Raw genomic sequence first — 22,598 nt, forward strand, 5'->3', positions numbered from 1 at the left:
GCGTCAAAAAAATATAAAATGAGGTTAAAATCAATATTTGTTTATGGATTTGCTTTTTTTCTAGTAATAGCTTGTGCTAAGAAGGACAACGGAGAAATTAAGCCTACTGTAGGAGATGTAACAGAAAGTGTCTATGCGTCAGGAGTGGTAAAGGCTCAGGGACAATATATTGTTTATGCTACCGTAAGTGGAAATTTAAAAAAAATTGATGCGACTGTTGGACAATCAATAGCGGTAGGTCAGAAACTATTTGAATTAGACGAAGACAGAGCCATTTTGAACTCTCAAAATGCGGAATTGGCTTATCAACTCAGTAAAGAGAACAATCAATACTCCAAAGATCGAATTGCCGAAATTGAAATGAAAATTCAAACAGCAAAGAATAAAATGCTTTTGGATGAATCTATTTTAAAACGAAATAAAAAAGTCAAAGAGTTAGAATATATTTCGGATGTAGAATACGAAAAATTAGTGCTCACTTATAAAACTTCCAAACTGGAATATGAAGTTGCAGTTAAACAATTGGCGCAACTCAAAGCTCAATTGCAAAACCAAGAAACTATAAATAGCAATACACTAAAAATCAATCAAAGAAATCAAAAAGATTTTACTGTTAAAAGTGCATTCTCTGGACAATTATTTGATATATTGGTTCGAGAAGGAGCTTATATTACCCCACAAATTCCACTAGCAACTATTGGTAAAACCAATTCTTTTTTGTTAGAACTTGAAGTCGATGAAAACGATATGGTTCGAGTAATCCTCGGACAAAAGGTCTATGTTACCATGGACAGTTACAAAGGAGCTGTTTTTGAAGCCATTGTTGATAAAATTTATCCCATTATGGTCGAACAATCCCGTACTTTCAAGATAGAAGCTCACTTTGTAAAACCGCCTCCTAAACTGTATCCAAACTTGACTGCCGAAGCGAATATCGTCATAAAAACCAAAAAGAATGTAATTACAATTCCAAAGAATTATTTGATTCAAGATGAATATGTTTTAGTCAGTAAAAAGGAAAAAAGAAAAGTAAAAACAGGTTTGAGTGATTATCAAAAAGTCGAAATTTTGGAAGGTCTAAAACCTGGCGAATCTATTTTTAAACCCGAATAATGAACTTCAAACTCATTTTAAACATTGCATTGCATTTGCTTCAAGCAAGGCTCAAACAAACTATAGTCGCCGCTATTGGTGTAACTTTTAGTATTGCTATGTTTATTGCTCTGGTTAGTTTTATGAATGGATTAAATGACCTGTTGGACGGTTTGATGCTCAACAGAACTCCGCATGTGCGTTTGTATAATGATATAAAACCAGCGGAACATCAGCCGATAACTTTGGCGGAAGCCTATAAAAACAGCACTAATTTTATACGATCTATAAAACCAAAAGATATTGGTAAATCAATTTATAACAGTAAAGCCATTATTGCATATTTAAAAAAAGACCCACGTATTATTGATGTGGCGCCAAAAATTACTACCCCTGTTTTTTTTAATTCAGGAACGATTGAAATTTCTGGAGTTATCAATGGAATTGATGTTCTGTCAGAAGAAAAAATATTCAAAGTAAGCGAATACATTATCGAAGGAAAGGTTACCAATTTACTGCAAAATAATAGCATTATTCTTGGGAAAGGCCTTGCCAGTAAAATGATGCTCACTGTTGGGGATATTATTAAAATTACTTCTCCCAGTGGCAATTTGTCTTCTCTTAAAATTGTAGGTATTTCTCAAATGGGTATTGCTGAAGTTGATGATGTTATGAGTTATACTTCGCTCGACACTGCACAAAAAATATTGGGCGAACCTACTAATTACATAACCGATATTCAAATACAATTGCATGATAAATTAACGGCTCCCGAACTTTCCAAAGAGTTTCGAGACAAATTTAATTTGGATACCATTGATTACAAAACAGCCAACGCCCAATTTGAAACAGGAAGCAGTGTTCGAACTATTATATCCTATGCTGTAGGAGTTGTGTTGCTGATTGTGGCAGGTTTTGGTATTTATAATATTCTAAACATGATGATTTATGAAAAAATGGACAGTATTGCAATTCTAAAAGCAACAGGTTTTTCTGGAAATGATGTAAGGTGGATTTTTATTTCTCTTTCCTTAATAATAGGTTTTGTGGGAGGAATGTTTGGATTGTTGTTTGGTTTTATTTTTTCATCGATTATAGATGTAATTCCGTTTAAGACTCCTTCTTTACCTACTATTTCAACCTATCCAATTTATTATGATGGGGTTTATTATGTCATAGGAATCATTTTTGCCTTATTTACAACTACAATTGCAGGCTACTTTCCTGCTTCAAAAGCCAGTAAGATTGATCCAGTAGAAATCATTAGAGGAAAGTAATTATGGAAAATAGTAAGATATTAGAAACCAAAGGATTGACAAAATATTTTTATGATCCCGTAAAATTCAAAGTACTAACAGAAATAAATATGAGTATTGATCGGGGCGAATTTGTTTCGATTGTTGGGAAATCGGGTTGCGGAAAATCGACTTTATTGTATTTGCTTTCTACTATGGATACCGATTATGAAGGTCAAATATTAATTCATAATGAACTTGTAACAGGAAAAGAAGACAAAGTATTAGCCCAAATCAGGAATGAAAAAATTGGTTTTGTATTTCAGTTTCATTATTTGTTAATTGAATATAATGTATTGAGAAATGTGATGTTGCCTGGACTAAAATTGGCAAAATATTCAGAACAAGAATTAGAGCATCGCGCGTTGGAACATTTAAAAACGTTAGGCATGGAAGAACAGGCCTTAAAAATGCCAAATCAATTGAGTGGAGGTCAAAAACAGCGAGTTGCCATTGCTCGGGCTTTGATAAACGATCCTTTGATAATAATGGGAGATGAACCAACAGGGAATTTGGATAAGAAAAATAGCGATTTGGTTTATGATATTTTTAAAGAACTGACATTAGAAAAAAAGCAAACCTTACTCATTGTCACTCATGATAATGATTTTGCACATAAAACCAATAGAATTATCACTATGGAAGACGGGAAGATTATTTCTTAAGGACTTACTTTACTATAATGTCGTGTCTATAAAGCAAACCTTTCAGACCTTCTAATGCAAAGATTGCTTTCTTTAATTTTGTAACTTTTGGGTCAATAGTGTAATTGTAACTGGTCTTGAAATTGGCTTTATTAGCAATGGCTTTGGAAAATTCGGCACGGTACAAATCGCAATTTTCAAAGAGTACTTCAGTCAAATCGGTAGCCATAAAATCTACTGCAACCAAACTGCAATCAATGAATGGAGTTCCTTTTATTTTCAAGGTATAAAATTTTGAAAAATCCAGTACACAATCATTAAAACGGACTTCAAAAATGAGTTTGTTGCACATCGAAAAATTAACGTCCTTAATTTCGCAACGGTTAAAAGTCACGGTTCTCAAAGCCACATGATTGATTTTGCCTTCGCTAAAAATACAATCATTAAAAATACAATCAATAAAAGTAACGTCCATAAAGTTACAAGCCGAAAACGTACATTGATTAAATGTACAACATTCAAATTCCTTGAAATTGACTTCATCCACGCCATAAGTATGGTTGTTGTATTCTTTATCTAGGAAATATTCAGGCATTTTTAAACTTTAAGATATGGAACCCTATTGGGCAATTAGTGAACAAAGAAACAAATTTCTTGAAGCTTTAAATGTGTTCAGTCAAAACATTTTTCAACTTTATTACTTTTTTAATTCCAAAATGCTGGTAAAATTGGGTTTCTATATTGAAATGATAGCTATAAAAAATAGAATTACCCCCTTCAGGCTAATCATATAAAGTATTGTTTAATGCTGCGTTGTTAGTAATATGACATTTTTATAGGTAAAAGAATCTAAAGAATAGTAGAAATTTATGGGAGCAGTTATTCTCGTAATCAAGACCTAGAGTCCCGCTGTACACTATATCTTTTTATAATATTTCCCGCTATCTTTCGGGAAATATTATAAAAAGGATGCCGTTCCCATCGGGGCTATGCTAGAAATTTAGGTTTAATTTCCACTTTAAAAAGATTCCACTATCCCCAAATCGAAAAAGAAAGAATTGTGTTATTCTTTAGCAGTTGCATTTGATAATTGTTTAAATTTTTGCAAAAAATCATTGGCTTTTTCGTCCTGACCAATCGATTTTAAAGCAACCGAATAGCGATAATAATATTCAGGTTCTAAGTCAGAAGTCTTATTAAATAATTTAGTATAGTATTTTTCGGCTTTTTCTAGCTCATTATTAAAATAGAAAGAATTGGCCAATTTTTTTAATATGTCCAAAGTAGCATATCCTTTCTCTGCAACTCCTTCATAAGTTTTTATAATATCAATATAGGAGATTTTATCTTCCTCTTCTTTTGACATAGCAGTGATTGACGGTTTTGTTGAACTTTCAATAGCATTTAAACTATTTAATGCTGTGAGAGATTCATTGGGTTGCTCTTTTTGTATTTGAGATGGTATAATTATGCTTTTATTTTCCAGTTGTAAATCATCTGTTGTAGTTGCTTTTTCAGTTGAATTGATACTTGATAACATACTTGATTCATCAGTTTTCTTCAAAGCATTAGATTTTATAGCCTTGTTAAAGTTTGCATCTTCATTCTCGAAAATTGGAGTGATAATTCTGATGTTATTTGGACCTAAATCAAAGGTTTGAATTAATTTGGAATCTGAAACATTGTAAATGGTTTTACGACTACCAAATTTCATTACAATGATTTCTTCAACATGGTAATATTTAACTTTTCTATTGGGGATTTCAATAGTGTTTTTAAAAATGGAAGTGTTATTGGATTCACTTATTTTTTTTTTATTTAAAGGGTTTTTTTGTGACCAACAATTTAATGGAATAAATCCTATGATTATAATGCAAACGAGTAGTTGATTTTTCATATTTTTTATTTTTTAGATAAAGAAAAAGGATATGCAATCAAGGTCACAAATACAGTTATTTTTATTCTCTAAAACTAAATTTTTAAATCACTTTTCGAGTTATTATTGTTTTATTGTAAGTATATCTATATAGTTTATTATGCATTGTTTTTTACAATGTATTATTTTAAGGGTTTTTAATAGATGAATTGAACTAAAAGTAGTAATTTATATTTAGTTTGTAAAGATACTCAAAAGTAATCGACTCTACTTTGTAATCTTAATAGCTTTGGGAATCATACTGAGTGTTTTTTATACTTTCTTATGTCTTTATGAAACAAAAGAAAATAAGAGATGTTATTTTTTGGTGCACTTAGTGATACAATTTTTAAGCTATTTTTTTCGAAATTTGGACAAAGTAGTAGATTGTTAATCGTGTTTGTGTGTTAAATTTTTTCTATTTTATACTCATAAAGTATCCAATTAAGTTTTCTTTTTGATTTAGTTCTAGTTTTTTTCTCAATCGATATCTGGCTAAATCAACTCCTCCTGTAGATATATTCATGAATTCAGCAATTTCTTTTGTAGACATATTCATTAATAAATAGGTAGCCAAATCCATTTCTCTTGGCGTAATGGTAGGGTGTTTTTCTTTTAATTTTTTTAGAAAATCAAAATGTACATTTTTAAGGTGTTTTTCAAGATCTTTCCAACTTTTATCAATGCTGACTTCCTTGCTAATACTTTTACTGAGTTTGTTAAACTGAGTCTTTGCAGCTTCATCAAATGAGTTTGTATCGATAACTTTTAGTTTCTGAATTACGCCGTTTAATACTTTGTTTTTCTTAACTACTTGTAATGTGTTGTTTACGAGTTCTTTGTCTTTGGATAGTAGTTTTATTTGCAATTTATCATTTTCTAGTTTTTCAATTTCTTTTTCCAATTCATATTGCTCTAACCTAATTTTAGTTTCTTTTTCTAAATATAATCTTCTTTGCTCTAAGGTTTCAGCATATTTGTTTTTTCTTATTTTCATTTTTGTACTATATCGGATATAGTATACTAATCCAGCTGCAGTCAGTAAGTAAAATAAATAGGCTAGTGAATGCCTGTACCAAGGGGGAAATATTCGGAATTCAATAGAAGTTTCCTCCGACTGAATCCTAAAGCTGTTTCTTGCTTTTATTTTCATTTTATACGTGCCTTCTTTTAAATTGGTATATTCTTTTATCGTGTTGTTTGACCAAGCACTCCAATTTTCATCAAAGCCTTTCAGCTGATAGGAGAATTCTATATTTTCAAGATTTTCATAAGAAGGAGACGAAAACGTAAACTTTACTTGATTTGAAGCATAAGGCAACTCATATTGTATTTTCTTATCTTGCTTATTCCCTAAATATATAGTATCTCCCGGAAATGTAAAACTTCTAATATGAGCTATTGGTTTTGATATGGATTTGGTTTCGATGGTAGAATCATAGTATGCCAAACCATCCGTTAAGCCAATAAAAGTGTTTTTGGAATCAATAGTATTTATAGACATATAATTGTCTACTAATTTTCCAGTTAAATTTGTAAATGGAGTTATGACATGCTTGTATTTGTTGTTGCCCAATTTTATCAACGCTCCCATTGATTCATTATAGAAGTACCAAATATTCCCATTAGTATCTTCTGTTAGTTTTTTTACTTTTGGGATGGACTTAAATATTTTAGTCATTATAGGATCTTCTACAAAAGTGCCTAATGTTTTTGAATAGGTATAAAAAATATTATTAGACTGAAATAAAACTTTATTATCTATTTTTTGTAGACTTCCAATACCTGGATTTTGTTCTAAAAATTGGGTAAAAGTTTTAATGGCAATGGCTTTTCTTAAATTCTTATTTAGGGTAATTTGATGAATATATTGGTCTTTTTTTAGCCATAAATAATCATTGTCAAGTTCAAATGAATTAGATGATTTATCGATACCTTCTATTTTATTTCTAAATTTCATTCCAGAACTTGTCTTTTCAAATACAGAAAACCCATTGTAGTTTGCCCCAATAAAAAAATTAGGATGATTTGGTATTGATTTAAATCCATAGTAACCTTTTGGATCAAGATTTTTAATCATTTTTCCGTTCTGTATTAATAAAGCTCCTTTGTTACTGGCGCATATTAATTCTCCGTTTATGATCTGAACATTCCATGCTTGGGTAGTAGTTCCTTCTATAAGTCTAAATGAACCTTCTTTAAAATCGGTATTCCAAGGGTGGCAAAAAACGCCTTGATTGGTTGCAACATACAAATAGCCTTTATGTACAACTGAGGAATAAACAGTGCCTAAATTATAGCTAAATCCAAAATAGGTTAGAAATGAATTTTCGTTTACATATGCAATCCCATTATCCAATCCCAGCCATAAATTATTACTGTTGTCTATAAATGAAGTAAGAACTGTATTGTTTTGAAGTCCTTTGCTGCGGTCGATATGTTGTATAATATTTCCATTTAGATCACAAACGATAATACCATCAAGAACCGAATTAATTATAACGTATTTGTTTTTATAAAGGACACATCCAAGAGAACCATTCTTTTTTATGAATGTATTGGCTTCGGTATTCCAAGGCAGTGCTTGATTGTTTGTTATTATAAAAAGTCCTTTGTCCAAAGTGGCAGTCAAGATTTTATTCTTTTCTAATTCAATCATGCCCCAAATTTCTGAATTATTCAAAGTAGTTAAACCTTTGAGATAATTCAGTTTACCATTTTTATATTCTAGAATTCCAGTTGAAATATCTTGAAAATACAATTTGGAATTGATCAGAAATGAGAATTGAAATTTTTTTGGTGCATTTATGATTTTAATTTTGTTGTTCTTGTAGATGTAAATATGGTCAAATGATTGAAAAATAACTTCATCTTTATAAAGGTGTATTTTCCAGATAAAGTCAATTACACTTATTTTTTTTTTATCTAATAAGCTGGAAATAGAAAAGTATTCAAGTTTTCCTTTAGGATTGGCTTCAAAATAACCAAACTCATTATAACAGCCTACATATATTTTTCCAGAAGAATCAACTTTTAAACATTTAATGGCATCCGAATTTTTTGCTTTGTATTTGTTCCAACGCGTTCCATCAAATTGTAAAAGACCATCATTATTTCCAAAATAAACATTGCCATTTTTGTCTTGGTCAATGTCCCAGTTTTGGGTTCCACCTTTATTATCAGTTTTAGTATAGTTTTTAATAAGAGGTAGGCCTATTTTTTTTACTTGTCCTAAAAATAGAAGAGGTGAGACAAGTAAAACAAGTAGCAAAAAATGTTTCGTTATTTTTCTATAAAGTTCTTTATTGTTTTTTAGAGTTTGCATAAGAATTGATAGGATTATTGGGGGAATTATAAAATGCTTTTTAAATGTTTTAGTGCTGAATTTAAAGGTCTTTTGCGGTTTTTTAGCTAAAGTATTTAATTTATAGTAATTGTAGTGATTTTTTTTAATTAATATTTTTTTAAGTAATGTTTTTTAATTTTTAATAAATTGATAATCAATATTTTAATTTTTTTTTGATAATATTTTGTAATACTGGTATGGTGTAAATGATGTGAATTTGTAGTGATTGTAAATTCTGAAATTAAAAATTTAAGATATACTATTGCATCAAATAACTAAATTTTTAACCAAAATAATCAGAAAAATGAAATTATTAAAAGCATTTATTTTTTGTATTTTGTCAGTCTTATTCTCAGTTTATGGGTATGCACAAGAAGCATCAATTAACGGGAAAGTGATTGACGAAGCGGGGATGCCAATACCAGGGGCAACCATAGTTTTAAAAGGAACATTATCTTCAGTAGCAACTGATTATGATGGTAGGTTTCAGATCAAGGCTCCTACAAATGGTGTTTTGACAATTAGCTTTATAGGGTATAAAGCTGTAGAGACTTCTATCAATGGTCGAACATCAGTACAGGTAAAAATGTATACTGCATCACAAGACTTAAATGAAGTTGTGGTAGTAGGGTATGGTACCCAAAAGAAAAGTGTGGTAACCGGCGCGATTTCAAGTGTGAGAGCAAAAGATATCGAGAAAGTTCCTAATGGCCGTATAGAACAAGTGCTACAAGGTAGGGTTTCAGGAGTTACTATTGCTGCAAGTTCTGGACAACCGGGTTCTACATCAACTATTCGTATTAGAGGTTTAACTACTTTTGGTGATGGCGGAAATAATCCACTATGGGTTGTAGACGGTGTTGTTGTAGATGCTGGCGGTATTGGTTTCCTTAATCAGTCGGATATCGAATCTATGGAGGTTCTTAAAGATGCTGCTTCTGCTGCAATTTATGGTACTCGTGCTGCAACAGGTGTAATTTTAGTGACAACAAAAAAAGGAAAGGCAGGAAAAATTACAGTTAGCTACAATGGATTTGCTGGAGTTTCATCTCCTGAAAAAACTTTGGATATGTTAAATGCAACACAATATGCTACTATAATGAATGAAAAATCAGTTGCTGCTGGTGGTCCTATTCGTTTTGCTGATCCTTCTGCTTATGGTAAAGGAACTGATTGGCAGAAACAGATTTTCAACACAAGTGCATTACGTTATTCTCATGAATTAAGTATTAGTGGAGGAAATGATGTTTCTACATTTTATGCTTCTTTTGGAACTCAAGATCAAGAAGGGATAGTTTTATCTGAGATTTCGAAATATAATAAAAGCAATTTCCGTTTGAATTCGACTCACAAGATCTCTAAAGTTTTCACTTTCGGACAGACTTTCGGTTTTTCAAGACAAAAATCAACTGGTATTGGTAATACAAATAATGAATTTGGAGGGCCATTGGCTTCTGCAATTAGTTTGGATCCGCTTACCCCAGTTGTTGAAACTGATCCTTTTGTGATAAATTCTAGATATACAAATCCTGCTATGGTTCGCGATGAAAATGGTAATCCTTATGGAATTTCTGAGTTTGTTAAAGGAGAAATGACAAATCCATTAGCCTACGAAAAAACTAGACTTGGAGGATATAACTGGTCTGATGACTTCGTTGGTAATGCCTATTTAGAGGCGGTTATCTCAAAGCACTTTAAATTCAGAACTACATTTGGAGGAAAAATGGCATATTGGGGTAATCAAGGATTTACTCCTGTCTATTATTTGACTACCACATCAAAAGTGGATGAAAATAGTTACGGACAAAGTGATAATAACAGTTTTGCCTGGAATGTTGAGAATGTTGCCACGTATTCAAATACTATTGGGAATCATAACTTTACAGTACTGTTAGGGCAAGGTGCTTATGTAGATAATATTGGAGGTGGCTCGGGAGTTACAGAACAAGGTTTGCCAATCACAAGTTATAAAGATGCTTCTTTTAATTTCGATATCCCGGCTGACAAAAGAACCAGTAATGTTTATGACCAGACTCAACATAAACTAACTTCTTTATTTACCCGTGTGAATTACGATTTTAAAGAAAAATACTTATTTACTGGTATTGTCCGTCGTGATGGATCTACCCGTTTTGGAGGAAATAATAAATTTGGTGTATTTCCATCATTCAATTTAGGATGGGTAGTTACTAAAGAAGAGTTTTGGAAAGAAAACGAGATACTTAATACCTTTAAGATTCGCGGTGGATACGGTGTTGTTGGAAATGATGCGATAGCAGACTTTAGATATCTTTCTTTAGTAGAAGGTGGGTACAATTATGCTTTTGGAACTGGTGCGCAAATAACTACAGGTTATACTAACCTTACCTTAGATAATCCTGATTTGAAATGGGAAGAAACTTCTCAAGCTAATATTGGATTTGAATCAAGATTTTTACATGATCTAACTCTTACTGTAGATGTTTATAATAAAAAAACCAGCGGAATTTTACGTGAAGTAAATATTCCTGGTTATGTTGGAGTTGCTAAAAATCCAACTGCCAACATTGCCGATATGGAAAATAGAGGTATTGAGGTTGAATTAGGGTATAGAAAACGTTTTGGAGACTTTAACTTTTCAGCTAATGGAAACTTTGCATATCTAGAAAATGAAGTTACTTATGTTGCTTCGGATTCAGATTATATCGTTGGAGATGCTTCTTTCCAATCTATGGGGGTTGTGACAAGAACAAAAGTTGGTCAATCCTACAACTCATTCTATGGTTTCAAAACGGCGGGAATTTTTCAAAATGATGCTGAAGTAGCTGCTTATACAAATGCTTCAGGCGGTTTAATTCAGCCAAAAGCCCGTCCTGGTGATTTCCGTTGGGTGGATACAGATGGTAATGGTTCTATTACTGATGATGATAAACAGTTCTTGGGTAACAATATTCCAAAATACACATTTGGATTGACCTTAAATTTAGACTACAAAAACTTTGATTTTATGGCTTTTGCTCAAGGAGCTGCAGGAAATAAAGTTTTCCAAGGACTACACAGATTAGATATTGCAAATGTAAATTATCAAACTGATGCCTTGGGTCGTTGGACAGGAGAAGGAACATCTAATGATTATCCTAGACTTACAGATACTGACACTAATGAAAACTTTGGTAAGATGTCTGATTTCCACTTGGAAAATGGTGATTATCTACGTTTAAAATTAATTCAAGTAGGTTATTCATTACCAACAGATGTAGTTTCACAGATAGGAGCAAGTAAAATACGTTTTTACTTAACAGGCGAGAATTTGTTCACAATTACGAAATATACTGGATTTGATCCAGAAATTGGTGGAGGTGTGTTTGGAATAGATAAAGGAGTTTATCCACAGGCAAAGACATATATGTTTGGAGCTAGTGTACAATTTTAATAAAACTAAAAATTATGAAAACGATTAAATATAAGTATTTATTTATTGCATTAGCAATAATTTCTTTTGGATCCTGTTCTGAAGAATTTGTGGATATAGAGCCAAAGGGTTTATTCCTTTCCGAAAATTATTACTCAAACGAAAAGCAGTGTACTGCTGCGCTAGTTGGAGTTTATGATGCCATTAGAAAAAATTCAGCAGGTTTTGAAAATATAATTTCAATGATGAACGCTGGTTCTGATGATTTTTATGCAGGCGGAGGTGATGCAAAAGATGGTCAGCAACTGCAGGACTTTTCTACACACTCACTTACTTCTATAAGTATTCCTGGAAGTTTCTGGAATGACCATTATCAAGGAGTTTTTAGAGCCAATGTATTGCTTTCAAAATTACCGGAAGCTGATATGAGTGATGCTGTAAGATCCAGAATTGCGGCTGAAACTAAAACTTTGCGTGCCATTTATTATTTCAACTTGGTTCGTATGTTTAAGAATGTTCCATTGATATTAGTTCCTTTGACTACACAGACTATGTATGATGTGGAACAAGCAGCTCCTGAAGCGGTTTATGCCCAAATTGAAAAAGATTTGACAGAAGCAATAGCTGCTTTGCCAGCAACTGTTCCTGGATTAACTGATGCGGGTCGTCTTACTAAAGGTGGCGCTCAGGCATTGCTTGGTAAAGTATATTTGTTTGATGGTAAAAAAGCTGAAGCCGCTGCAGTTTTGGCTCAAGTAAATGGTACACCAGGTGCTACAAATCAATATGGGAATAAATTATTAGCAAATTTCAGTGATTTATGGGTTCATGCTAATAAGTTTAACACTGAGTCACTTATCGAAGTATGTCATTCAGCAGCTGGTAATACAATTTGGGAATCTTATTCTTCTAGTAGAGATGAAGGAAACACTTTGAATTTAATGATAGGACCTAGAGATTACAAAAAAGATAAAGTAGGAGCTCCGGATCTGCCTCCAGGATGGGGATTTAATATTATTACACAAGATTTATACGATGCAATGAAGAATGATCCGAGATTAGAAGCTACAATATTAGATCTTAATCCACATGTAGCCTCAAAAGCAGCCACCTATACTCCAAGTTACCAAAATACTGGGTATTTCTTAAGTAAATATGTTCCTCGTACGACAGATGTTTCTACAGGTGCAGGAGAAAAAGTATTGAACTACAGGCAAAATACCTATATTATTAGGCTTGCCGATACGTATTTAATGGAAGCTGAAGCATTAGGTTCAGGCGCAAGAGCTCAAGCATTGCTTGATGCGGTTAGATCAAGAGTTGGTTTGTCGTCAGTTCCGGTGACTCTTCAAGCTATCAAAAAAGAAAGAAGAATGGAATTTGCAGGAGAAGGACTTAGATTCTTTGACTTAGTAAGATGGGGTGATGCAGCTACTGTGTTGTCTAATAGAGGTTTTAATGCTGGTGTAGATGAAATTTTTCCTATCCCAACTAGAGAACTTCAAGGGACTAAATTGAAACAAAACCCTGGCTACAATTAATAAAAGCTAAGGTTGGTTTAAAATCCAAATTATTAATACTAAAAAAACACACATATTATGAATATAAAGAAAGTTTTAAATAGAAGCATTTATTTAATGTTGGCTATTATAACATTAAGTTCATTGGGAAGTTGTCAATCTGATTTTGAGGATAATGGATTGTCTGATCCTAATATAGATCCCTCTTTTACAATAACACCTGTACAAGGTGAGCCCAATAAATTTACATTTACTACACTAACAAAAGATGCTGTTGGTTCAAAATGGGATTTAGATGATGAAGCTGGGATGAATTTTGGTCCACTTATCCAAACCCTTTTCTTTCCAGATGCAGGTGCTTATACCATTCAACATGAAGTAATAGGAAGAGGTGGTATAGTGAAAAGTGCTACTCAGAGTCTTGTCGTGGCTACCTCAGATCCAGTTTCTGGAAATATTCTAAAAGGAGGAAAACTTGTTAATGAAGCAGATTGGGCACAATGGACAATCACAAATCCATCAGCCACTGGTGCAAGTATTGTTTTTGGAAATAAATATGCACTCTTAACAGCCAATGGTTGGGCAGGTAATGGAATGTATCAAGCAATTAGTGTTGTTGCAGGAAAAAAATACAAAATAGATATGGTAACTTCTTCGACAACTGGTTGCAGCAATACTTGGTTTGAAGTCTATTGTGGTTATTCGGCTCCAGTACCTGGAACTGATTATTCCGAAGGTGGAAAATTAAGAGCTTTAAGTACTTGGGATGGTTGTGCAACGGCACCTTTTTCAGGAAAAATTTCAGCTGTAGGGTGTAAGCCAGAAAACAATTTAGGAATATTCACTGCAACTACTACTGGTACTGCCTATTTAGTTATAAGAGGTGGAGGCGATGATATGAAGTCTGGTATCAAATTTCAAAATATTGAAATGAGACCAACTTTGTAATTGTTCTCAAGATAATTAGGTTTTTTTTAAGTTAAGTTTGAGTTGGTAGAATGGCCCATTCTCAATTGATTATGGGTCATTTTTTTTTTTAATGGAATGTTTTTAATGAATAGCAAAAATGAAGAAATATCTTTCTAGAATTAATTTGATTATTGTACTAAATTGTTTTCTGTTTATTTCCTGCAGTGGTTCAAATTCAGACGAACCAGAAGCAGATATTAAAACACCTGCAAATTTAAAAGTTACAGCTGCAATAGTTGGCATTTCGCCACAAAATCCAAATGGGGATGGAACTGGTGTAGTAAATTTTACTTTATCGGCAACAAATGCCACATCCTATAAAATTACTCTTGGGAATGGAGAAATAAAGGAAGTAACAAACGGAAGCTTTTCATATACCTATACAACATCGGGTACAAATACTTATGTGTTATATGTGTCTGCTTATAATGCTGGTAAATTTGTTAGCACTTCACTCTCTATTACCGTTTTGGTAGAATCCAAGTTAATTTGGTCTGATGAATTCAATACCGATGGTGCCCCTGATACTAGCAAATGGACTTTTCAAATTTGGGATCCTGGGAATGTTAATAATGAACTGCAATCGTACACCAATCGTCCTGAAAATACAATTGTTCAAGGTGGAGTTTTGAAAATAAAAGCCATCAGGGAAAAATATGGAAAAGGGGACTTCACTTCGGGAAGATTAGAATCTAATGGAAAATTTGATTTTACGTATGGCAAAATAGTGATTAGAGCAAAATTGCCTACCGGCGTTGGGACTTGGCCTGCTGTTTGGATGCTGGGTAGTAATATTGGTAGTGTTGGTTGGCCCGCATGTGGGGAAATAGATATTTTAGAATCTGTTGGAAAAGAGTTGAATGTTAATCATTCATCATTACACTCTCCGGGACGTTCCGGAGCTACTCCAGATACAGGAACTATAAACGTGCCTAATGACAATACCGAATTTCATATTTATACGGCAGATTGGACAGCAAGTTATATAAAGTTTTATGTAGATGACAAGTTGTTTTACACTTTTGTAAATTCAGATAAATTTCCATTCAACAAAAACTTTTATCTAATTGTAAACTTAGCAATGGGAGGCGTTTGGGGAGGTACAGTAGACTCAAATTTTACATCATCAACTTTGGAAGTAGATTATATACGAGTATATAAATAGGAAACGGCAGCGCATATACTTTCTGCTTGAACGAGATTTTTATTTCCAATGGTTGAAACCGTTGGCTGAGGTTAAATGTTAGATTTTTTTTGAATGATGGCAAAAAAGCAAAATCTTTCCTTTTAGCCCCGATTGCAGTGAAAATCCTTATGACCCGGGGTTCGGGGCATAAGATTGTAACGGAAAGCGGGACGATACTTGCTGAAAAGCCCAATCTTTCTGCTCCAAAAATTAAAAATCGAGTTTAGGTTATCAACAATAAAAAATTAAATAAAAATAATTCAGAATCCAAAATAGTGCAGTTCATTTTTTGGGTTTTGTCAAAATTAATTACATATAAATAATGAAAAAAATACATCAAATAGGAAAGCTGTTTTTTATAATAGCTTTTTCAGCCATGCACATCAGTTGTTCTTCTTCTAATGATGGAGGAGATTCGCCAGCTCCAACACCTACGCCAACTCCGGTAGTAAAGAATGAAGTTGATTTTTGGCTGACTAAGGGAAATCAATCCGCACTTTTGCAAAAACAAACCAGTATTTTAGCTTTTGGCAGTAAAGCAAATATTTATCAAAACATTGAAATTAATGATACTCAAAAGTATCAAACCGTGGATGGTTTTGGATTTACATTGACAGGAGGTAGTGCTCAAGTGATCAATCAGTTGACTGCTCAAAAAAAGAAAGACTTATTGCAGGAATTATTTGGTTCAGGTGATGCTTCGATTGGTTTGAGCTACCTTAGAATCAGTATCGGTGCATCCGACTTGAATGCTACTCCTTTTACTTATGATGATATGCCGACTGGACAAACAGATGTTAGTTTGACTAATTTCAGTCTAGCCCCTGATATGACAGATTTGATTCCGTTGCTAAAAGAAATTCTGGCAATCAATCCGAATATAAAAATAATGGGGTCACCATGGTCTGCACCACTTTGGATGAAAGACAATGCTAATTTTGTAGGTGGCAGTCTACAGCCTAAATATTATGAAGTATATGCTCAGTATTTTGTAAAATTTATTCAAAAAATGAAAGGGGAAGGAATTGTAATTGATGCGATTACTCCTCAAAATGAACCTTTACACGGGGGTAACAATCCGAGTATGGTAATGACTGCTTTACAGCAGGCCGATTTTATAAAAAACAACTTGGGTCCAGCGTTTAAATCAGTCAACATTACTACAAAGATTATTACTTATGATCATAATTGTGATAATCCCCAATATCCAATTACAATCTTAAAAGACGCTGTAGCTTACCCTTTTGTAACTGGTTCTGCATTTCATTTATATGGAGGTGATATTAGCGCACTTACAACCGTTCATGATGCATTTCCAGATAAGGATGTTTATTTAACAGAGCAATACACTTCTTCTACAGGAGCATTTGACGGAGATTTAAAATGGCAAGTAAAAAATGTAATTATAGGTTCAATGCGAAATTGGAGTAAAAATGCATTACAGTGGAATCTTGCTAATGATGGTACTTTTGGTCCTCATACACAAGGAGGATGTACAACTTGTAAGGGAGCAATAACAATAAACAGCACCGAATCATTAACCCGTAATGTTGGTTATTACATAGCAGCTCATGCTTCTAAGTTCGTGCCAGTGGGTTCTGTTAGAATTGGTAGTGCTATTGTAGGTAATTTACAAAATGTAGCTTTTAAAACTCCTGAGGGTAAAAAAGTATTATTAGTTCTTAACGACGGAAGTGCTGCAGAATTATTCAATATTAAATACAATGGAAAATGGATTACTACTTCACTAGAAGCGGGAGCAGTAGGAACATATATCTGGTAATATCATAACTATAAAATATATTTTCACCATATAAATCATGAAAAAAACAACTACCGCGTTAGTAGTGCTATCCTCATTTTTTGTTTTTGCACAGCAAAAAAGTAAATCACAAAATCAATCGTATAGTACAAATGGTAAAACGGTTACAGTTTATACGACAGCCGAAAGTACTAATTTAAGATTGACTAAAACAGATGATCTAACATTTTCAGAATTAATTCAACCTACTGAAAGGCAAATTTCGGTATTTGTAAATCCAGACAAAACGTTTCAATCTTTTCTGGGAATTGGAGGCGCAATTACGGATGCCAGTGCTGAAGTTTTTGCCAAATTATCGAGTGACAAACAGCAAGAATTCTTGAATGCATATTACAGTCAGGACAAGGGAATTGGATATTCTTTGATGCGAACTACAATTCACAGTTCGGATTTTGCTTCTGGGAGTTATAACTATATAAAGGAAGGCGATACTGAATTGAAAACATTTTCTATAGAACATGATAGAGCATTTAAAATACCACTGATCAAAAAAGCAACAGCGACAGCTGGCGGAAAAATGACTTTATATGCAAGTCCATGGAGCCCTCCCGCTTTTATGAAAAGTAATAAAGGCATGCTCAAAGGTGGGACACTTTTGCCAGAGTATTTCCAGTCTTGGGCAACGTATTATACCAAGTTTGTAAAAGCCTATGAAAAAGAAGGGATTCCGATTTGGGGTATTTCAATTCAAAATGAACCAATGGCAGTTCAAACTTGGGAATCCTGTGTGTTTACCGCTGAAGCTGAACGGGATTTCTTGAAGAATTTTCTTGGTCCAATAATGAAAAAAGAAGGCTTAGGAGCTAAAAAAATAATAGTTTGGGATCACAATCGCGATTTGATGGTGCAACGTGCCAATACTATTTTTGGAGATCCAGAAGCGGCCAAATATGCTTGGGGAATGGGTTTTCATTGGTACGAAACTTGGGCGGGTGGTACCCCAATGTTTGATAATGTAGCCCGAGTGCATGAAGCATATCCTGATAAAAACTTGATGTTTACCGAAGGATGTATCGAAAAATTTGATGCTAAAAACTACCAACTATGGGCTAATGGTGAGCGTTATGGAATTTCAATGATAAATGATTTTAATAATGGAACTGTGGGTTGGACAGATTGGAATATCCTTTTGGATGAAAAAGGCGGACCCAATCATGTAGGTAATTTTTGTTTTGCACCCATTCATGCGGACACCAATACAGGCGAATTAATATACACCCCTTCTTATTATTACATTGGACATTTTTCAAAATTCATTCGTCCAGAAGCCAAAAGAGTGAGTACTGCTGTGAGCAGAAGCAGTTTGTTGAGCACTTCATTTTTGAATAAAGACGGAAAAATGGTGACGGTCGTGATGAACCAAAGTGAGGCTACCGTAATTTACAATTTGTGCATAGGAACCCAAGCCACCCAAATTACTATTTTACCCAATGCCATTCAGACTTTGGTGTATTAAGTTAATAGATTAACCCGCTGTACGAAAATCAAATACAATAAAAATTTAGCCACATAGATCATAGATTAGTACTAAAAAGGGAAAGAATAAATAGAAATAGCACTATTTCACACATAGAATAGCTATGTGAATAGTAAAACGGCTATTTGTTTCTTTCTTTTAAAAACTATAAATTCTATTTTTCAATGTGGTAAAAATTAATTTCACCCAACGGGTTATATCTAATATCATACTTGTATAAACTCCCAGATACCTAGAAAAAGATGCTGCAATATCTAATTACGATGCTTCATAACCATCACTCTGGGAGCAAATGCAAAATCAAAGTTGAGGTGTTGCGAAAAAAAAGCTTCTATTTATTTGCTAATAATTACACTCAAAAATATAGCTCTGAAGTAAGGAATAAATACAATTCGCGTTCAATTCGCAGGAGGAAATTTTAACCTTAATTGTTTGGAGTTTAAAAAAGAAGCTAAAGTGGGTTTGGTGGTACGCCCGATAATCGAGCTGAAAGATTTTCAAAAAATCAGTTTGAATCGTGGAGAAACCAAAACCATTCAGTTTACGATAGACAATCAAAAGCTGTCGTTTTACAACAATGCATTGGAGTTTGTTTCGGAACCGGGTGATTTTGATCTCATGATTGGCCCGTCTTCGGCAGATATTCGTTTGAGAGATAGTTTTGAATTGTCAAAATAATTTAAAGAATTGATTATGAAATATATTTTAATGTTTATTCTAGTTCCTTTTTTGCTTTTGGCACAAACCAAAAAAGATACCATCAGAGTGTTTTATTTGGGCGGTCAGTCGAATATGCAGGGGTATGGGTATGTAAAAGAGCTACCGGATTCTTTAAATAAAAAAAAAAAATGTTTTTATTTACCAAGGAAACCCGGTTGGAGACAATGATGAAACTGGAGGATTAGGAAAGTGGGAGGTACTTCAGCCAGGGAACGGAACTGGTTTTGCCTCGGATGGAAAAAGCAATACATTTTCGGATCGATTTGGTGTTGAGGTTTCGTTTGCCAAAGAACTGCAAGAATTATATCCAAACCAAAAACTGGCCATTATAAAATATGCCAGAAATGGCTCATCGATTGATAGTAGCGGGACTGCCTATTTTGGTGCTTGGGAGCCTGATTTTAGAGGAGGAAAAGGAATCAATCAATACGATTATTTTCTAAAAACAGTCAATAATGCAATGGCAGTACATGACATAGACGGAGATGGAGTTGAAGATGTATTGATTCCGAGTGGTATTATTTGGATGCAAGGAGAAAGTGATGCCGACAAAACAGAACTGTTAGCCAATCAATATTATTCAAATTTAAAAAGGTTGATGGAACTCATGCGAGCGACTTTTAGAAACAATGATTTGCCTATTGTAATTGGAAAAATATCCGATTCTGGTGATGATGTCGATGGAAAAGTTTGGGGTTTTGGATAATTGGTGCAATACGGACAAGAAAAATTTGCCATAACCGAGCGCAATGCTACCATTGTACGAACGACAAGTAGTTATAAATATTCAGATAAATACCATTATAAGAGTGACGGTTATATTGATTTGGGAAAAGAATTTGCAAAAGCTGTTTTTCTTCTAAATAAATAGAAATACAAAAAAGGCTAAAGATTATCTTTGAATTGAAAAAGGATTGAAACTATAATCTTTTACATTATTAAAGTTACAAACGAAACGTAATATCAAAAGCCTAAATATTTTATAAGTTTTTAGTTTTTTTTGTTCTCCGTGAGATACCTATTTCAAACTATTTTCTCCATTATTTAAAGAAGTTGATATATTTTTAGGATAAGTTTTTAATATGTTTGAAAGCATTTAATGTCCTTTTTGTGGTTAATATGCTTAAAAAGAAATATGTACATAAAAATTAGGTGATGATATTGAAATAAATTTTATGGTTTGAATTCTTTACCGCCCATCATAATTTAAAGAAGCTTTCAAAGTATACATTTTGATGTCTTTATTTGTTCAATAAAATGATCAATGGTTGTGATTGATAATTCGTTATGTTCTTTAGTTTAATACTAGTTCGAATCCTTTTAAATTTTTTACATATATGTTTAACTTATATAAGTAACTATGGTTTTGATATAGTTTGGCTAGTAATAAAAAAAAGCAAATGTTAAGTTTGAATTTTTCTTAATTCGATATATGTTTTTATTAGAATATCCAAGAACTATATATAGGATCAAATCCGTTGTAGTAGCGATGTTAATATATAAGTACAATTCAGGAATTATTTGATGTCTGTATTGACCGGGATATTAATCCTAAATTATAATCCGACTTTATCTTGATATTTACATAATGTATAAAGTTGATGTTAAATGCTAAATAATACTATGTATTTAATAAAAAGCTTCATGATTCAGATATTAATATTTCTAAAAAATCAACAAAAGCAAGAAAAATCTTTAATATGTTGTAAAATGACTAAAATCTAAATTAATCGTTATTAGATTGTTAAGAAAAAGTTTTAAAAAAAAATGAAATTAAATAAAGAAAAGGTTTGTAAATGTGAATTAAGGCAGTACTTTTGCACCCCGCTAAACGCGCAACGTTCCTTGAGAGGCTGATAAGAAAAGAGAAGAAATTGAGAAAAATTTTTTTCAAAAAAAACTTCAAAAAGTTCTTGCCAGTTACAAAAAGAATTGTTAGTTTTGCACCCGCTTTGAGAGACAACGAAAAGCGGATTAAACGATAAGAATACGTTCCTAGACATATTGAATTGACAGCCGTTTTAACAGAGATGTTAAAACAAAAGAATAAGAGTAATAGAATCGAAAGATTTGAGAATAGACCACTAGAATTGGAGTCGCATAATAATAGCTTAATTAATTAAGCGCACAATATACGATGAAGAGTTTGATCCTGGCTCAGGATGAACGCTAGCGGCAGGCTTAACACATGCAAGTCGAGGGGTATTGGTTTTCGGACCAAGAGACCGGCGCACGGGTGCGTAACGCGTATGCAATCTACCTTTCACAGAGGGATAGCCCAGAGAAATTTGGATTAATACCTCATAGTATAGTACAACCGCATGGTTGAACTATTAAAGTCACAACGGTGAAAGATGAGCATGCGTCCCATTAGCTAGATGGTAAGGTAACGGCTTACCATGGCTACGATGGGTAGGGGTCCTGAGAGGGAGATCCCCCACACTGGTACTGAGACACGGACCAGACTCCTACGGGAGGCAGCAGTGAGGAATATTGGACAATGGGCGCAAGCCTGATCCAGCCATGCCGCGTGCAGGATGACGGTCCTATGGATTGTAAACTGCTTTTGCACAGGAAGAAACAACATTACGTGTAATGTCTTGACGGTACTGTGAGAATAAGGATCGGCTAACTCCGTGCCAGCAGCCGCGGTAATACGGAGGATCCAAGCGTTATCCGGAATCATTGGGTTTAAAGGGTCCGTAGGCGGTTTAGTAAGTCAGTGGTGAAAGCCCATCGCTCAACGGTGGAACGGCCATTGATACTGCTAGACTTGAATTATTAGGAAGTAACTAGAATATGTAGTGTAGCGGTGAAATGCTTAGAGATTACATGGAATACCAATTGCGAAGGCAGGTTACTACTAATGGATTGACGCTGATGGACGAAAGCGTGGGTAGCGAACAGGATTAGATACCCTGGTAGTCCACGCCGTAAACGATGGATACTAGCTGTTGGGAGCGATCTCAGTGGCTAAGCGAAAGTGATAAGTATCCCACCTGGGGAGTACGTTCGCAAGAATGAAACTCAAAGGAATTGACGGGGGCCCGCACAAGCGGTGGAGCATGTGGTTTAATTCGATGATACGCGAGGAACCTTACCAAGGCTTAAATGTAGATTGACCGGACTGGAAACAGTTTTTTCGCAAGACAATTTACAAGGTGCTGCATGGTTGTCGTCAGCTCGTGCCGTGAGGTGTCAGGTTAAGTCCTATAACGAGC

Annotated in this window: 15 protein-coding genes and 1 rRNA gene (1 of these 16 only partly in view); 13 read left to right on the top strand and 3 right to left on the bottom strand. The window is 33.7% G+C overall.

Features of this window, described 5'->3' with window-relative positions; translation table 11 throughout:
* The first annotated feature begins 18 nt into the window (after positions 1-18).
* The 3 genes from OYT91_RS03380 to OYT91_RS03390 are packed head-to-tail and all read left to right on the top strand — an operon-like array spanning position 19 to position 3,052.
* On the top strand, positions 19-1,113 hold the full coding sequence (locus tag OYT91_RS03380; RefSeq protein WP_281239512.1) for an efflux RND transporter periplasmic adaptor subunit: 1,095 nt from the start codon (positions 19-21) through the stop codon (positions 1,111-1,113).
* Entirely contained in the window at positions 1,113-2,369 is a 1,257-nt protein-coding gene (locus tag OYT91_RS03385; protein ID WP_281239513.1) for an ABC transporter permease, read from the top strand. The genes OYT91_RS03380 and OYT91_RS03385 overlap by 1 nt, the downstream gene beginning before the upstream one ends.
* Positions 2,370-2,371: 2 nt before the next feature.
* A complete protein-coding gene (locus OYT91_RS03390) occupies positions 2,372-3,052 on the top strand; it encodes an ABC transporter ATP-binding protein (RefSeq protein WP_281239514.1) in 681 nt (226 codons plus the stop codon).
* 4 nt (positions 3,053-3,056) lie between these two features.
* Here OYT91_RS03390 and OYT91_RS03395 read toward each other — a convergent pair whose 3' ends face one another.
* From OYT91_RS03395 to OYT91_RS03405, 3 genes are all read right to left on the bottom strand, one after another.
* The gene (locus OYT91_RS03395; RefSeq protein ID WP_281239515.1) at positions 3,057-3,626 is read right to left on the bottom strand and encodes a pentapeptide repeat-containing protein; all 570 of its coding nucleotides are present in this window, start codon (positions 3,624-3,626) and stop codon (positions 3,057-3,059) included.
* A gap of 468 nt (positions 3,627-4,094) precedes the next feature.
* Complete coding sequence (locus tag OYT91_RS03400; protein ID WP_281239516.1) at positions 4,095-4,928, bottom strand: tetratricopeptide repeat protein; 834 nt, start codon at positions 4,926-4,928, stop codon at positions 4,095-4,097.
* Between the two features lie 436 nt (positions 4,929-5,364).
* Positions 5,365-8,271 carry a helix-turn-helix and ligand-binding sensor domain-containing protein gene (locus tag OYT91_RS03405; protein ID WP_281239517.1) on the bottom strand — a complete coding sequence of 969 codons (2,907 nt, stop codon included), beginning with the start codon at positions 8,269-8,271 and terminating at the stop codon, positions 5,365-5,367.
* Between the two features lie 325 nt (positions 8,272-8,596).
* Here OYT91_RS03405 and OYT91_RS03410 point away from each other — a divergent pair, with 325 nt between their 5' ends.
* The 10 genes from OYT91_RS03410 to OYT91_RS03455 form a co-directional block, all read left to right on the top strand.
* Positions 8,597-11,704, top strand: a complete 3,108-nt coding sequence (locus tag OYT91_RS03410; RefSeq protein ID WP_281239518.1) for a SusC/RagA family TonB-linked outer membrane protein — start codon at positions 8,597-8,599, stop codon at positions 11,702-11,704.
* Positions 11,705-11,718: 14 nt separating this feature from the next.
* Complete coding sequence (locus OYT91_RS03415; RefSeq protein ID WP_281239519.1) at positions 11,719-13,224, top strand: RagB/SusD family nutrient uptake outer membrane protein; 1,506 nt, start codon at positions 11,719-11,721, stop codon at positions 13,222-13,224.
* Between the two features lie 57 nt (positions 13,225-13,281).
* Positions 13,282-14,151 carry a hypothetical protein gene (locus tag OYT91_RS03420; protein WP_281239520.1) on the top strand — a complete coding sequence of 290 codons (870 nt, stop codon included), beginning with the start codon at positions 13,282-13,284 and terminating at the stop codon, positions 14,149-14,151.
* 118 nt (positions 14,152-14,269) lie between these two features.
* Positions 14,270-15,337, top strand: coding sequence for a family 16 glycosylhydrolase (locus tag OYT91_RS03425; protein WP_281239521.1), 1,068 nt, complete (start codon positions 14,270-14,272; stop codon positions 15,335-15,337).
* A gap of 343 nt (positions 15,338-15,680) precedes the next feature.
* Positions 15,681-17,141, top strand: coding sequence for a glycoside hydrolase family 30 protein (locus tag OYT91_RS03430; RefSeq protein ID WP_281239522.1), 1,461 nt, complete (start codon positions 15,681-15,683; stop codon positions 17,139-17,141).
* A gap of 37 nt (positions 17,142-17,178) precedes the next feature.
* Positions 17,179-18,636, top strand: a complete 1,458-nt coding sequence (locus OYT91_RS03435; RefSeq protein ID WP_281239523.1) for a glycoside hydrolase family 30 protein — start codon at positions 17,179-17,181, stop codon at positions 18,634-18,636.
* 453 nt (positions 18,637-19,089) lie between these two features.
* Positions 19,090-19,335 (top strand): fibronectin type III-like domain-contianing protein, encoded by a 246-nt coding sequence (locus OYT91_RS03440; protein WP_281239524.1) that lies wholly within the window; start codon positions 19,090-19,092, stop codon positions 19,333-19,335.
* Between the two features lie 15 nt (positions 19,336-19,350).
* Entirely contained in the window at positions 19,351-19,545 is a 195-nt protein-coding gene (locus OYT91_RS03445; RefSeq protein WP_281239525.1) for a hypothetical protein, read from the top strand.
* Positions 19,514-20,083: a sialate O-acetylesterase gene (locus OYT91_RS03450; RefSeq protein WP_281240360.1), complete on the top strand. Its 570-nt coding sequence runs from the start codon at positions 19,514-19,516 to the stop codon at positions 20,081-20,083. Before OYT91_RS03445 ends, OYT91_RS03450 begins: the two co-directional genes overlap by 32 nt.
* Before the next feature lie 1,428 nt (positions 20,084-21,511).
* Positions 21,512-22,598, top strand: a 16S ribosomal RNA gene (locus OYT91_RS03455) (it continues 427 nt past the right edge of the window).

It is taken from the genome of Flavobacterium praedii, from assembly GCF_026810365.1.
Taxonomy (GTDB): domain Bacteria; phylum Bacteroidota; class Bacteroidia; order Flavobacteriales; family Flavobacteriaceae; genus Flavobacterium; species Flavobacterium praedii.

Bases quoted from the DNA above. Each gene is read 5' to 3' on its own strand.
- OYT91_RS03380 (WP_281239512.1), top strand. From the start codon at position 19: ATGAGGTTAAAATCAATATTTGTTTATGGATTTGCTTTTTTTCTAGTA.
- OYT91_RS03385 (WP_281239513.1), top strand. From the start codon at position 1,113: ATGAACTTCAAACTCATTTTAAACATTGCATTGCATTTGCTTCAAGCA.
- OYT91_RS03390 (WP_281239514.1), top strand. From the start codon at position 2,372: ATGGAAAATAGTAAGATATTAGAAACCAAAGGATTGACAAAATATTTT.
- OYT91_RS03395 (WP_281239515.1), bottom strand. From the start codon at position 3,626: ATGCCTGAATATTTCCTAGATAAAGAATACAACAACCATACTTATGGC.
- OYT91_RS03400 (WP_281239516.1), bottom strand. From the start codon at position 4,928: ATGAAAAATCAACTACTCGTTTGCATTATAATCATAGGATTTATTCCA.
- OYT91_RS03405 (WP_281239517.1), bottom strand. From the start codon at position 8,271: ATGCAAACTCTAAAAAACAATAAAGAACTTTATAGAAAAATAACGAAA.
- OYT91_RS03410 (WP_281239518.1), top strand. From the start codon at position 8,597: ATGAAATTATTAAAAGCATTTATTTTTTGTATTTTGTCAGTCTTATTC.
- OYT91_RS03415 (WP_281239519.1), top strand. From the start codon at position 11,719: ATGAAAACGATTAAATATAAGTATTTATTTATTGCATTAGCAATAATT.
- OYT91_RS03420 (WP_281239520.1), top strand. From the start codon at position 13,282: ATGAATATAAAGAAAGTTTTAAATAGAAGCATTTATTTAATGTTGGCT.
- OYT91_RS03425 (WP_281239521.1), top strand. From the start codon at position 14,270: ATGAAGAAATATCTTTCTAGAATTAATTTGATTATTGTACTAAATTGT.
- OYT91_RS03430 (WP_281239522.1), top strand. From the start codon at position 15,681: ATGAAAAAAATACATCAAATAGGAAAGCTGTTTTTTATAATAGCTTTT.
- OYT91_RS03435 (WP_281239523.1), top strand. From the start codon at position 17,179: ATGAAAAAAACAACTACCGCGTTAGTAGTGCTATCCTCATTTTTTGTT.
- OYT91_RS03445 (WP_281239525.1), top strand. From the start codon at position 19,351: ATGAAATATATTTTAATGTTTATTCTAGTTCCTTTTTTGCTTTTGGCA.